Origin of the sequence: Streptomyces sp. GbtcB7 (assembly GCF_019091445.1) — a bacterium.
Lineage (GTDB): Bacteria > Actinomycetota > Actinomycetes > Streptomycetales > Streptomycetaceae > Streptomyces > Streptomyces mirabilis.
The window spans coordinates 138677-151941 of the sequence record NZ_JAGXJM010000023.1; the positions used below are offsets into that span (position 1 = coordinate 138677).

13 protein-coding genes are annotated in these 13265 nt (G+C 71.5%); 6 read left to right on the forward strand and 7 right to left on the reverse strand.

Annotation, left to right across the window (positions count from 1 at the left end):
* Positions 1-17: 17 nt before the first annotated feature.
* Positions 18-1652: a malate synthase A gene (gene aceB / locus KVT44_RS33260; protein ID WP_217570953.1), complete on the reverse strand. Its 1635-nt coding sequence runs from the start codon at positions 1650-1652 to the stop codon at positions 18-20.
* Between the two features lie 187 nt (positions 1653-1839).
* Complete coding sequence (locus KVT44_RS33265) at positions 1840-2439, reverse strand: NTP transferase domain-containing protein (RefSeq protein ID WP_217570955.1); 600 nt, start codon at positions 2437-2439, stop codon at positions 1840-1842.
* Between the two features lie 209 nt (positions 2440-2648).
* Between KVT44_RS33265 and KVT44_RS33270 the strand changes: the two genes are divergently transcribed.
* Positions 2649-2966, forward strand: a complete 318-nt coding sequence (locus tag KVT44_RS33270; protein ID WP_054237073.1) for a DUF5955 family protein — start codon at positions 2649-2651, stop codon at positions 2964-2966.
* 43 nt (positions 2967-3009) lie between these two features.
* On the opposite strand, the gene KVT44_RS33275 is transcribed toward KVT44_RS33270, so the two are convergent.
* Positions 3010-4485, reverse strand: a complete 1476-nt coding sequence (locus tag KVT44_RS33275) for a PLP-dependent aminotransferase family protein (RefSeq protein WP_254650211.1) — start codon at positions 4483-4485, stop codon at positions 3010-3012.
* 106 nt (positions 4486-4591) lie between these two features.
* Between KVT44_RS33275 and KVT44_RS33280 the strand changes: the two genes are divergently transcribed.
* Complete coding sequence (locus KVT44_RS33280; RefSeq protein WP_217570957.1) at positions 4592-4816, forward strand: hypothetical protein; 225 nt, start codon at positions 4592-4594, stop codon at positions 4814-4816.
* Positions 4817-5057: 241 nt separating this feature from the next.
* On the opposite strand, the gene KVT44_RS33285 is transcribed toward KVT44_RS33280, so the two are convergent.
* Together KVT44_RS33285 and KVT44_RS33290 are read right to left on the reverse strand one after the other, a co-directional pair.
* Positions 5058-5204: a hypothetical protein gene (locus KVT44_RS33285; protein ID WP_217570958.1), complete on the reverse strand. Its 147-nt coding sequence runs from the start codon at positions 5202-5204 to the stop codon at positions 5058-5060.
* Between the two features lie 133 nt (positions 5205-5337).
* Positions 5338-6141 carry an IclR family transcriptional regulator gene (locus tag KVT44_RS33290; protein WP_190171437.1) on the reverse strand — a complete coding sequence of 268 codons (804 nt, stop codon included), beginning with the start codon at positions 6139-6141 and terminating at the stop codon, positions 5338-5340.
* Between the two features lie 298 nt (positions 6142-6439).
* Between KVT44_RS33290 and allB the strand changes: the two genes are divergently transcribed.
* Together allB and alc are read left to right on the forward strand one after the other, a co-directional pair.
* Positions 6440-7762 carry an allantoinase AllB gene (gene allB / locus KVT44_RS33295; protein ID WP_217571056.1) on the forward strand — a complete coding sequence of 441 codons (1323 nt, stop codon included), beginning with the start codon at positions 6440-6442 and terminating at the stop codon, positions 7760-7762.
* A gap of 62 nt (positions 7763-7824) precedes the next feature.
* Positions 7825-8940 carry an allantoicase gene (alc, locus tag KVT44_RS33300; RefSeq protein ID WP_217570959.1) on the forward strand — a complete coding sequence of 372 codons (1116 nt, stop codon included), beginning with the start codon at positions 7825-7827 and terminating at the stop codon, positions 8938-8940.
* 36 nt (positions 8941-8976) lie between these two features.
* On the opposite strand, the gene KVT44_RS33305 is transcribed toward alc, so the two are convergent.
* The gene (locus tag KVT44_RS33305) at positions 8977-9984 is read right to left on the reverse strand and encodes a CorA family divalent cation transporter (RefSeq protein WP_217570960.1); all 1008 of its coding nucleotides are present in this window, start codon (positions 9982-9984) and stop codon (positions 8977-8979) included.
* 198 nt (positions 9985-10182) lie between these two features.
* Here KVT44_RS33305 and KVT44_RS33310 point away from each other — a divergent pair, with 198 nt between their 5' ends.
* Complete coding sequence (locus tag KVT44_RS33310) at positions 10183-10575, forward strand: ribonuclease domain-containing protein (RefSeq protein ID WP_190171434.1); 393 nt, start codon at positions 10183-10185, stop codon at positions 10573-10575.
* Between the two features lie 181 nt (positions 10576-10756).
* Positions 10757-12019, forward strand: a complete 1263-nt coding sequence (locus KVT44_RS33315) for a sensor histidine kinase (protein WP_254650212.1) — start codon at positions 10757-10759, stop codon at positions 12017-12019.
* Between the two features lie 214 nt (positions 12020-12233).
* Here the strand turns inward: KVT44_RS33315 and KVT44_RS33320 are convergent, their stop codons facing one another.
* Positions 12234-13262: an aldo/keto reductase gene (locus KVT44_RS33320; RefSeq protein WP_217570962.1), complete on the reverse strand. Its 1029-nt coding sequence runs from the start codon at positions 13260-13262 to the stop codon at positions 12234-12236.
* Between the last annotated feature and the right edge of the window lie 3 nt (positions 13263-13265).

The following is a 13265-nucleotide window of genomic DNA, read 5'->3' on the forward strand; positions in this document are numbered from 1 at the left end:
GTGAGCCGCCTCGGAGGTCAGCCCTTGAGCTGCTCGTACGCCGGCAGCGTCAGGAAGTCGGCGTAGTTCTCGTCCAGCGCGACCTCCAGGAGCAGGTCGTGGGCCTGCTGCCAGTGGCCGGCCGCGAAGGCCTCCTCGCCGATCTCGGCGCGGATGTTCGCCAGCTCCTCGGCGGCGACCTCGCGGGCCAGCTCCGGGGTGGCCTTCACGGTGTGCCCCGCGTGCTCGAACTCGACGCCCGCGTTGATCCACTGCCAGATCTGCGAGCGGGAGATCTCGGCGGTGGCCGCGTCCTCCATGAGGTTGAAGATGGCGACCGCGCCGAGCCCGCGCAGCCAGGCCTCGATGTAACGGATACCGACCTGGACGGCGTTGACCAGACCGTCGTACGTCGGCCTGGCGTCGAGGGAGTCGACGGCGATCAGGTCCCCGGCGGCGACCGACACGTCCTCGCGCAGCCGGTCCTTCTGGTTCGGCTTCTCGCCGAGGACGGCGTCGAAGGAGGCCATCGCGATCGGGACCAGGTCCGGGTGGGCCACCCACGAGCCGTCGAAGCCGTCGCCCGCCTCGCGGTCCTTGTCGGCCTTGACCTTCTCGAAGGCGACCTTGTTGACCTCTTCGTCGCGCCGGGAGGGGATGAACGCCGCCATGCCGCCGATCGCGTGCGCGCCGCGCTTGTGGCAGGTGCGGACGAGGAGTTCGGTGTAGGCGCGCATGAACGGGGCCGTCATCGTCACCGCGTTGCGGTCCGGCAGCACGAACTTCTGGCCGCCGTCACGGAAGTTCTTGACGATGGAGAAGAGGTAGTCCCAGCGGCCCGCGTTCAACCCGGAGGCGTGGTCGCGGAGTTCGTAGAGGATCTCCTCCATCTCGTACGCCGCCGTGATCGTCTCGATCAGGACGGTCGCGCGGACGGTGCCCTGCGGGATGCCGACGTAGTCCTGCGCGAAGACGAAGACGTCGTTCCAGAGGCGGGCCTCCAGGTGCGACTCCGTCTTCGGGAGGTAGAAGTACGGACCCTTGCCGAGGTCGAGCAGCCGCTGCGCGTTGTGGAAGAAGTACAGGCCGAAGTCGACGAGCGCGCCAGGGACGGGCGTGCCGTCCGCGTCGACGAGGTGGCGCTCGTTCAGGTGCCAGCCGCGTGGCCGCATGACGACCGTCGCGAGCTCGTCGTTCGCCTTCAGGGCGTACGTCTTGCCGGACTTCGAGTCCGTGAAGTCGATGCTGCGGGTGTACGCGTCGATCAGGTTGAGCTGACCGGTGACCACGTTCTCCCAGGTGGGCGCCGAGGCGTCCTCGAAGTCCGCGAGCCAGACCTTCGCGCCCGAGTTGAGGGCGTTGATGGTCATCTTGCGGTCGGTGGGGCCGGTGATCTCGACACGGCGGTCGTTCAGGGCGGCCGGAGCGGGGGCCACCTTCCAGGAGTCGTCCGCGCGGATGGCCGCGGTCTCGGGGAGGAAGTCGAGCGTGGAGGTGCGGGCGATCTCGGCGCGGCGCTCCGCGCGGCGGGCGAGGAGCTCGTCACGCCGGGGCGTGAACAACCGGTGCAGCTCGGCCACGAAGGCGAGGGCCGCGTCCGTGAGGACCTCTTCCTGCCGGGGCAGGGGCTCGGCGTCGACGATGGCCAGCGGGGACGGCGCTGGTGCGGACATGAGCTGTCACTTCCTTCAGCGAGCGTGGCACCGGGTGCCAGGCGACCCGGGTAGGGCGATCAGCGCCGGGAGAGCAGCCCGGTGCTTCTGAGCAGTGGATAATAGTTTCCTCATGGTGGAAGTTCAATGGTTTGTTGATGTCGAGATTCTCCAGGTCGAGGCACCGTGGCGCTCAGTGCCACGCCGTTCACTCAAGGTGTCCCAGATCGTCCTCCGTGTCGATGTCGTACGGCTCCGCCACGTCACCGCACTCGACGAGCGTGATCGCCGCCTCGTGCTCCTGCAGATAGGCGCGTGCCCCCCGGTCACCGGTGGCACTCGCCGCGACACCGGCCCAGTGGGCGGCGCCGAAGAGGACGGGATGGCCGCGCACCCCGTCGTAGGCCGCGGAAACCAGCGAGGTGTCGTCCTGGTGGGCGGCGAGCACCCGGGCGACCGCCCGCGGCCCGATGCCGGGCTGGTCGACCAGCGAGACCAGCGCCGCCCGCGCGCCCGTGCCGGCGAGCGAGCCGAGCCCGGCGCGCAGTGACGAACCCATGCCGTGCTCCCACTCAGGGTTGTCCACGAGCACACACCCGTCGAGCCGCGCCCGCTCCCGTACGGCGTCGGCCCGCGCCCCCAGCACCACGTGGACGCGCGTGCATCCGGCCGCGCGCAGCACCCCCACCGCGTACTCCACGAGGGGGCGCCCCCGGTGTTCGAGCAGCGCCTTGGGCCGCCCGCCGAGCCGTCGCCCCCCGCCCGCCGCGAGGAGCAGCCCGGCCACCTGGTCTTCTTTGTGCGTCATACGCCGTCTTCCCTGTGCGTCATACCTCCTGCATACCTGACCCGGCGCCGGCGGCACGGTTTCGTGGGGCTGAATTTCGGTCCGCGCGGTGGCGCCACCGCATCGGGTGGCGTTTACTGGCCCGCGTCCCCCGGCGCCCGACCATCGCCATGGGGTGCGGGACAGACCGGCGAAGGGCGTGCGCACAAGGACGTGCGAGGGGGCGAGCTGTGTTGCGGAGCTTGGGACAGAGGCCAGTGACCGGCAGCGACGAGGATCCGAGGGTGGCGGAACTGCGGACCGCCGTCTCCCGGCTGCGCCGTGAACTCGCCACACATCCGGCCGAGTTCCCCGACCGGGGCATCGCCGAGGACGAGCTCGCCGCGCTCGCCGCGATGGCCCTCAGCGGCATGCCCGAGATACCCCGGCTGCGCCGCTCCTTACTGCTGATCGCGGGCGCGATCGGCTCGGTCAGCGCGCTGTCGACCGGCCTCGCGGGCGTACGCAGCGCGGTGGAGCTGTTCGGGGAACCGCCCCGGCGCCCTTGAGGGGGCAGGGGCGGGGTCCTTCTCCGGGTGCGTTCCCGGACTCTCACGCCACCCAGTGCGGGCGGCCCGCCTCCGCTCCGGCCGCGGTCAGCCCGCTGTCCAGGGCGGTCGTGAGCCGGCGTACCGCCTCGTCGAGCACGTCGGACGGCAGGGTGTAGGGGAAACGCAGCCGGTGCTCATGGGTGCCCGGGTCGGCGCCGAAGCGGGAACCGCCCTCGATGCGCAGACCCTGGGCCAGGGCCGCGCGGGCCAGCGACGAGGCGATCGGGCGGCCCAGGTCGATCCACAGCGTCAGTCCGCCGGGCGGCAACTGCCAGCGCCAGTCGGGGAGATGACGGGCCAGTGAGTCGGCGAGCGCGTCCCGCTGGGCGCGCAGCCGCGGCAGCCGCTCGCGCAGCACCTCGTCCGTGCGCGCCAGCAGTCCGAGCGCGACCAACTGGTCCAGGACCGAGCCGCCCATGTCCGTGGGCACCCGCGCGGTCGCCAGCTCCGTGATCAGCCGGGATCCCGCCCGCACCCAGCCGAGGCGCAGCCCGCCCCAGTGCGTCTTGCTCAACGACCCCACCGTCACGACCTGTTCGCTCATTCCGCGGGGTGCGAGCGAGGCGAACGGCGCGGCCCCGGGGACATCCAGCGCGATGTCCGTCATCGTCTCGTCGATCACGAGCCAGGTGCCGGTCGCGCGCGCCGACTCCAGTACCGCCAGGCGCTGTTCGAGCGGCATCAGATGACCCGTCGGATTGTGGAAGTCGGGGATCAGATACGCGAGCCGGGGCGCCGCCTGCCGCAGCGCGCAGTCGATCAGCCCCGGGTCCCAGCCCTCCGCGGTGACGGGCACGGGAGTGGTGCGCAGTCCCACGCGGCGCATCGCGTCGAGCGCGTTCGGATACGAGGGGTTCTCGACCAGGATCCGGTCACCGGGCCGCCCGAGCAGCCCGAGCGTCAGCGAGAGGGCCTGCTGCGCGCCGTTCGTGATGAGGATCTGGTCCGGCAGTGTCGGCAGCCCGCGCCGGGTGAACCGCTCGGCGACGGCGGCCCTCAACTCCGGGATCCCGTAGGGGTGATAGCCGGGTGTCGAGGCCCGCCGGGCCAGCAGGACGCCCGCCTCCGCGAAGGCCTCCGCGAGCTCCGCCTCGGGCGCGCCGGGCGCCGCGATGGCCAGGTCGATCACCCCGTCGTCGGCCGGGAAGGAGGCCACATTGGCCGGGCGGTGGCCGGCGGGCAGCTCCGTCCAGGTCCCCGCGCCCCGCCGGCTCCGCGCGAAGCCGTCCTCCCGCAGCAGGTCGTACGCCGCCGTCACCGTGGCCCGGCTGACCGTGAGCGCGGAGGCCAGCTCGCGCTCGGCGGGCAGCCGGACGTGCAGCGCGATCCGGCCGTCGAGGAGCAGCCTGCGTACGCCGTCGGCCAGCGCGCGATACCCGGGGCGGCCGTCGGCGTGGGGCACGGCGGACAGCAGCGCGGCGAGCTGCCGGCTTCCCAGCGTCCTGTCCATTCCGTGGACCACCGGTCCGTTCACCATGCCAACTCCTATGTATTGGCCCTGTGGGGCAGGCCAATCAGCGTACAGACTTCGAGGACCAGGGGAAATCGTCCCACCGCATTGGCCTGGGAAGGGGAGCGGAGCGATGTCGATCGACACCGGAGACGTCCGCGAGAAGGGGAGTACGTGCGGCAACGGAGGCGACCACTGCCTCACCGATCGTGGGGAGCGGGAGATGCAGCGGCGCCAGGAGGCGCGGATGCCGGGGGTGCCGGTGCGGGAGTGGGTGCGCAGGCTGGCCGCGGGGCGCTTCGCCGCCCGTGCCGGTGGGGGGCTCGGGCTGCCGCGGCCACACCGGGGTGAATCCTGATGGCCGCCGCCGGACAGGTCGTCGTCGGCGGCAGCGGCTCGCTCGCCGGCCTCGCCGCGCTGCGGACCGCCGCACGCGCCGCCCGCTCCAGCGGCCGCGTGCTCGTGGCCGTACTCGCGTGGGAGCCGCCCGAGGGCGAGGTCCTCTACTCCGCAACCCCGACGCCTGGGCCGCCCGCTGCGCCCGCGAGGCCGCCGCCCGGCTCGACCGCGCCTTCGAGGAGGCCTTCGGCGGTACGCCGTCAGAGGTCACCGTCGTCCGCAGGATGGTCCGTGCCCGTCCCGACCGGGCCCTGTGCCGACTGGCCGCGCACCCGGACGACCTCCTGGTCCTCGGCGCCCGCGCGGGGGCTCGTAGGGCCGCGGTCCGCCGCCAGGTGTCGGCGCACGCCCGCTGCCCGGTCCTGACGGTGCCCGCCCCGGCCTTCGCGCGGCGCGAACGCCGCGCCTGCGCCGGGCCTTGGCGCGGGACTTCGCCGACTTTGCCGACTTCGCCGCCGGGTGACCCCGGGGGCGCTCCGGTCAGGCCCCCGGGCCCGAGCTCGCCAGCGCCTCCGACAGCTCCGCCGCGACCTGCTGGAGCACGGGCACGATCTTCTCCGTGGCCACGTCCGTGACCCGGCCCGCGGGACCGGAGATCGAGATGGCGGCGGCCGTGGGGGAGTCGGGGACCGAGACGGCGAGGCAGCGCACGCCGATCTCCTGCTCGTTGTCGTCCACCGCGTAACCGAGCCGGCGCACCTCCTCCAGCGCGGCGAGGAAGCCGTCCGGGGTGGTGATCGTCTTCTCCGTCGCGGCGGGCATGCCGGTACGGGCGAGCAGCGCGCGCACCTCGTCCGCCGGGGTGTTCGCGAGCAGGGCCTTGCCCACGCCCGTGGAGTGCGGCAGCACCCGGCGCCCCACCTCGGTGAACATGCGCATCGAGTGCTTGGAGGGCACCTGGGCCACGTACACGATCTCGTCCCCGTCGAGCAGCGCCATGTTCGCGGTCTCGCCGGTCTCCTCGACCAGACGGGCGAGATAGGGGCGCGCCCAGGTGCCGAGCAGCCGGGAGGCGGACTCGCCCAGGCGGATCAGGCGGGGGCCGAGCGCGTAGCGGCGGTTCGACTGCTGGCGTACGTAACCGCAGGCCACGAGCGTGCGCATGAGGCGGTGGATGGTGGGCAGCGGCAGCCCGCTGCTCACGGAGAGCTCGCTCAGGCCGACCTCCCCGCCGGCGTCTGCCATGCGCTCGAGCAGGTCGAAGGCGCGCTCGAGAGACTGGACACCACCGCTCGGGGCGGATGACTTGGCGGCGTCGGTGGTGCTGGCGCTGGACGCAGGCACGGCGCGGTCCTTTCAAGGCTGACAGGCAGTGATGCAGCCTACCCGGGACTTGGTTGACTCCTCGGTGGTACGTAGCTACGTTCTGCTTTGTGGAATTCTAATTCCATTCTGTGGAAATATCCAGAGGGGCGCGTTCGGGGGCAGGGTGGAGGGGTGAGCCCTTGACGACGCGAGGGCTTGAGTGAAGACTCCTTCAACAGAACGTTGAATTCCGTTACGTGGAAGTTAACTGCGGCAGCGGGAGTCGACAGCGGCAGAGAGAGGGGTCCGGGTGACCGACGTCGGATGGGTCGAACTGATGCTGCGCTCGACGCGCGTCATCACTCCCGAAGGGACACGCGCCGCCACGGTCGCGGTCGCCGCGGGCAAAATCACGGCCGTGCTCGCGTACGACGCCGAGGTGCCGCCCGGCGTCCGCCTGGAGGACTTCGGCGACGACGTCCTCCTGCCGGGCCTGGTCGACACCCACGTGCACGTCAACGACCCCGGCCGCACGGAGTGGGAGGGCTTCTGGACCGCGACGCGCGCCGCCGCGGCCGGCGGCATCACCACCCTGGTCGACATGCCGCTCAACTCCCTCCCGCCGACGACCACGGTCGACCACCTCCGTACGAAGCAGGACGTCGCCCGCTCCAAGGCGCACATCGATGTCGGCTTCTGGGGCGGTGCCCTCCCCGACAACGTCAAGCACCTGCGCCCGCTGCACGACGCGGGAGTCTTCGGCTTCAAGGCCTTCCTGTCGCCGTCCGGCGTGGACGAGTTCCCCGAGCTGGACCAGGAACAACTGGCCCGGTCCCTGGCCGAGATCGCCGCGTTCGACGGCCTGCTCATCGTGCACGCCGAGGATCCGCACCACCTCGCCGCCGCCCCTCAGAAGGGCGGCCGGAAGTACGCCGACTTCCTGGCCTCGCGCCCGCGCGACGCCGAGGACACCGCCATCGGCAACCTCATCGCGCAGGCCGGACGCCTTCACGCGCGTGTGCACGTGCTGCACCTGTCGTCCTCCGACGCGCTGCCCCTGATCGCCGACGCCAAGCGTGCGGGCGTGCGGATCACGGTGGAGACCTGCCCGCACTACCTGACCCTGACGGCGGAGGAAGTCCCGGACGGGGCGAGCGAGTTCAAGTGCTGCCCGCCCATCCGTGAGGCCGCCAACCAGGACCTCCTGTGGCAGGCGCTGGCCGATGGCACGATCGACTGCGTCGTCACCGACCATTCGCCGTCCACGCCCGACCTGAAGACGGACGACTTCGCGACCGCCTGGGGCGGCATCTCCGGGCTCCAGCTGAGCCTGTCGGCGGTCTGGACGGAGGCCCGCAAGCGCGGTCACAGCCTGGAGGACGTGGTCCGCTGGATGTCCACGAGCACCGCCCGACTGGTAGGCCTCGACTCCCGAAAGGGCGCCATCGCGGTGGGCCATGACGCCGACTTCGCCGTCCTCGCCCCCGACGAGACCTTCACCGTGGATCCCGCCGCGCTGCAGCACCGCAACCGGGTCACGGCCTACGCCGGCCGAACGCTCAGCGGGGTCGTGAAGTCCACCTGGCTGCGAGGCGAGCGCATCGTGTCCGGCGGCGAGTTCGGCGCCCCCGTCGGCGAACTCCTGTCGCGCACCCCGTAGTCCTCGAACGCACCCGCACCCGCACCCGTAGCGGCCGACCTCGAAAGGCAGACCTGATCAACGTGACGGCGATTCCTCACTTCACCGGCGACGCGAACCCCTACGGAGGCGGCGACCCGTACGCGGACCACCGCACCGCCGACTTCCCCTTCACCCAGTACGCCAACCTCGCCGACCGGCAGCTCGGTGCCGGGGTCATCGCCGCCAACGACGAGTTCTTCGCCCAGCGCGAGAACCTCCTGCTGCCCGGGCGGGCCGAGTTCGACCCCGAGCACTTCGGGCACAAGGGCAAGGTCATGGACGGCTGGGAGACGCGGCGGCGCCGCGGCGCCTCGGCCGAGCACCCGTGGCCGACGGCCGAGGACCACGACTGGGCGCTCGTCCGGCTCGGCGCACCCGGTGTCGTGCGCGGGGTGGTGGTCGACACGGCCCACTTCCGCGGCAACTACCCCCAGGCGGTGTCGGTCGAGGGCGCCTCGGTGCCCGGCTCCCCGTCACCGGAGGAACTCCTCGCGGACGACGTGAAGTGGACGACGCTCGTACCGCGCACGGCGGTCGGCGGCCACGCCGCCAACGGCTTCGCCGTCTCCGTCGAGCAGCGCTTCACCCACCTCCGCGTCAACCAGCACCCCGACGGCGGCATCGCCCGACTGCGCGTCTACGGCGAGGTCGTGGCCGACCCGGAGTGGCTCTCCGCGCTCGGCACCTTCGACGTTCTCGCCCTGGAGAACGGCGGCCGGGTCGAGGACGCCTCCAACCTCTTCTACTCGCCCGCCACGAACACCATCCAGCCGGGACGCTCCCGCAAGATGGACGACGGCTGGGAGACCCGCCGCCGCCGCGACCAGGGCAACGACTGGATCCGCTACCAGTTGGTCGCCCAGTCCGAGATCCGCGCCCTGGAGATCGACACGGCGTACTTGAAGGGCAACAGCGCCGGCTGGGCGTCGGTGTCGGTGAAGGACGGCGACGACGGCGACTGGACGGAGATCCTCCCCCGTACCCGCCTCCAGCCCGACACCAACCACCGCTTCGTCCTCGCCGCGTCCGTGATCGGGACCCGCGCGCGCGTGGACATCTTCCCCGACGGGGGCATCTCCCGCCTGCGTCTGTTCGGCTCCCTCACGGAGGAGGGCGCCACGGCCCTGACGGCCAGGTACCAGGAGCTCGGCGGCTGAGGCCGCGCTGCCGCGCGGGGCTCCGGTGGGCCGCGATCAGGACTGGTCGTCGGCGGCGTCGCGGGTACGGCTGTCGCGCAGCTGCCGCCAGTGCGTGCGGTACAGCACGTAGTACAGGGCGACGACCACGGCACCCACCTGCAGACCCACACCGAACTCCAGGAAGGAGTCCTCGCTCATCAGCCGGTTGGTGAGGTAGGCGAAGTTCATGCCGAAGAAGCCGGTCAGGAACGACAGCGGCAAGAAGATCATCGAGACGATCGTGAGTCTGTTGATCACGACGTTCTGCTGATCGGCGACGAGTGACGCGTAGCTGGTCGCGGCCCGCCGGGCCGCGTCCCGCAGTGCCTCGATCTCCACGAGGACCAGCTGCACGGTGTGCTCGTGCAGCCGGTTCATCGCCTGCCGCTCCTCCGAGAGGTGGTGATCCGTCATCCTGCGGCGCACCAGGATCTCCTGGGCGACCGCGGCGTACGGCAGGAACGCGCGATGCAGATGGGCCGCGCGCCGTCGCAGCTGGGCCAGCTGTTGGACGTGCTCCGGCTGCCGCCGCTCGAACATCGCCTCCTCCAGGTCCTCGACCTCCAGATGGGCCTGCGTGACGGCCCGGCGAAAGGTCTCCAGGACCCCTTGCAGAAACAGGAACAGCGTCGTCACCACGTCGGGGGGCAGGTCCTGCGGCAGCCGGTCGAGGAAGGCCTCGATCAGTTCGACGGGCCCGTGGTGCACCGTGATGAAGCGGCGCTGGTCGGCGAGGACATGGATATGGGTGACCTCGTTTCCGCTGACCACCGGAACGACGCCGATGGCAGTCCCGTCGTGGTACTCGGCCCGGACGTGCTCGTCCGCTCTGCCGAGCCACTCGCCGGCCGCGTCGTCCAGTCCGAGCCGACGGGAGAGCGGCTCCTCGTCGGGCGGGGGTTCGTCTCCCAGGTCGATGTCCACGATCACGAAGCCGGAGGTCGCCGCGAGGCGCTCCCGGGCCTGTGCCAGACCGGTGCGAGCGACGACGCCCTCCGGCATCGACACCACCGAAACGATCATCGCCCCTCACCGTGGATGGCGTCGTGTGCACACTGCACCGTCCCTCGGCACACTACCGCCGAAGGCCTCGCGAGCAGCTGACCGCGCAGGGCGTCGTGTCGGGCTTCGTTAACTCCCGGAAAATTCATCGGACTTGGCGGGAGAAATCCTCTGCCTTGACATTGACATGCCAGGGTCTACGCGCGTCATCCTAGAGTCATGAGATTCCCCCCACGAATCACTCGTATCGGCGCCCTGGTCGCCTTCATGTCCGCGCTGCTCATCGGCGGCACCGCCGTGGTCCCCGCCAACGCGGCGGTCACCGCCGTGGGCAGCATCTGCTACAGCAAGCTGCCGTCGCAGGCGTACGACACGCTGGACCTGATCGCGTCCGGCGGTCCCTTCCCGTACTCCCAGGACGGGGTCGTCTTCCAGAACCGGGAGGGTGTCCTGCCCTCCCAGTCCACCGGGTACTACCACGAGTACACCGTCATCACGCCGGGCTCCTCGACGCGTGGCGCCAAGCGCATCGTGACCGGCAAGAAGACGCAGGAGGACTACTACACCTCGGATCACTACGTCACGTTCAAGCTGATCAACTTCGGCTGCTGAGCCGAGGGCTGCGCGTACGACTGGTTTGACCGCTTTGTGGAAGATCCTCGCCCCGCGGCTCCCCCCCCCCCACGTCCATGGGCCGCGGGGCGAGGTACGTCCGGACGAAAGTATGCGGCGCCGCGACTTTGGTCGACGATCACCGCCGCGGGGGAGGTGCCCGCGGGGCGGGCCCGTAGATTTGTCGACCGTGAGTGGTGACAATCCGGTGCCGGCGGCACCCGTTCTGCCCGGGCGGCGCTGGCTGCTGCCGTCGGCCGTGGTCGCGGAGCTCGACCCCGAGCGGACGGGGCGGGGCGGACGGCCCCGGCGTACCGCGCGTGACTGGATGGTCGACTTCGGCTGCTTCGCGCTGGCCGTCGTCATCGGGGCGATGGCCGCGCACACGCTGACCCGCGACCCGGACACCCCGCACGCCCTCGCCGTCGTCGACCAGTGGATCGGCGGACTCGCCTGCCTCGCCGTGTGGTCGCGCCGCCGGTGGCCGCTGGGGCTGGCCGTGGCGATGATCCCCGTCGGACTGCTCTCGAACACCGCGGGCGGCGCAGGCCTGGTCGCCCTCTTCACGCTCGCCGTGCACCGGCCCCTCAAGTACGTGGGCTGGGTCGCCGGTCTCCAACTCGCCCTGCTTCCGGTCTACTTCTGGCTGCGCCCCGATCCCGATCTGTCCTACGCCGCCGCCATCGCCGTCACCGCGCTGCTGACCCTGGCGGTCGTCGGCTGGGGCATGTTCGTACGGTCCAAGCGGCAGCTCATGCTGAGTCTGCGGGACCGGGCACGGCGGGCCGAGACGGAGGCCGCGCTGCGGGCCGAGCAGGCGCAGCGGCTGGCGCGCGAGGCGATGGCGCGCGAGATGCACGATGTGCTAGCGCACCGGCTGACGCTGTTGAGCGTGCACGCGGGGGCGATGGAGTTCCGACCGGACGCGCCTCGCGAGGAGGTCGCGCGGGCCGCCGGGGTGATCCGGGAGAGCGCACACGAGGCCCTGCAGGATCTGCGGGAGATCATCGGGGTGCTACGGGCGGGTGACTCCGACGACGCGGGGCGGCCGCAGCCGACGCTCGGCGCGTTGGACGCGCTGGTCTCCGAGTCGCGTGAGGCGGGGATGAAGGTGGCCCTCGATCTGCGGGTCGCCGATGCCGCGGCTGTGCCCGCGTCCGTCGGGCGGACCGTGTATCGCATCGCCCAGGAAGGGCTGACGAACGCCCGTAAGCATGCTCCGGGGGCCGAGGTCACGGTGGGCGTCTCGGGGGCCCCGGGTGACGGTGTGAGTGTGTCCGTGCGCAACCCTGCCCCTCCGGGGGAGGTACCGCATGTGCCGGGTTCCGGGCAGGGGCTGATCGGGCTGACCGAGCGGGCCACTCTGGCCGGGGGGCGTCTGGAGCACGGGTCCGACGGGGGTGGGGGTTTCTTGGTGCGGGCGTGGCTGCCGTGGGGTGGGTGAGCGTGGGCGTGTGCCCGCGGTTGCGTGGGTGAGCGTGAGGTGCGCGCCCGCGGTTGCGGGTGGGGCGGGGCCGTGGCGGTGCGTCGAGCCCGTCGCCGCTGGATCAGACGTGGGCCGGGCAAGGGAGCCGCTGCTCGATCCGGGCGTAAGCGACGGGCTTGCGACGCACCGCCACGGCCCCTTGCGTCGCATTGCGGCTGCGGGTGCGGGTGTGTCAGGGGGTGCGGGGGATTACCCGGTGGCCCGCGGTGCCGTATACCCAGCTTGCTGTTTCGTTGATGAAGTCTGTCGGGAAGCCTGTGCGGAAGGCGGTGGCCTCCTCCAGGCCGGTCAGTATGTGGTCGGGGAGGGTGAGTTCGCTTGCGCCCAGGTTGTCGGTGAGCTGGGTGACGTGGCGGGCGCCGATGATGGGGTGGACGGCGGGGGAGTGGGCCATGGTCCAGGCGATGGCCACCTGGGCGGGGGAGGCGCCTAGTTCGTCGGCCGCCGACTGGACCGCTTCGGCCACCGTATGTTCGAGTTCCCCGATCGCCTCGGGGGAGAGGCGGGTCGCCGTGCCGGGGGCCACGCCGCCCGGACGTGTGTACTTGCCCGACAGAACGCCGTTCTGCAGCGGGCTCCACGCGGCCACCGACATGCCGAGGGTCTCCGCCATGGGAAGGAGCTCGCGCTCCGCGTCGCGGCTGAGCAGGCTGTAGGGCACCTGGAGCGCGGCGAAGGGGGACCAACCCCGCCACTCGGCAAGGGTGTTGGCCCGTGAGACCACCCAGGCGGGCGCGTCCGAGATGCCCACGTACAGGACCTTGCCGGACCGTACGGCGTCGTCCAGGGCGCGCATGGTCTCCTCGACCGGTGTGTTCCGGTCCCAGATGTGCACCCAGTAGACGTCGATGTAGTCCGTGTCGAGGCGCCGCAGGCTCGTCTCCAGGGAGAGGGCGAGGTTCTTGCGGTGGTTCCCGGCGGCGTTCGGGTCGGTGCCGTCACGGGAGACGGTGTACTTGGTGGAGAGGACGAAACGGTCGCGTCGGCCTCTGAGTAACTCCCCCACGATCTCCTCGCTGGCGCCGCCGCGGTAGTTGACGGCCGTGTCCACCACGTTGCCGCCCGCCTCCGCGTACGCGTCGAGGATCCGCGCGCACTCCTCCTTCGGCGCTCCCACCCCGCCCTGCTCCCCGAACGTCATGGCGCCGAGGAACAGCTCCGAGACGCGCAGGCCGGTCCTGCCCAAGAGCCGATAGCGCACTGA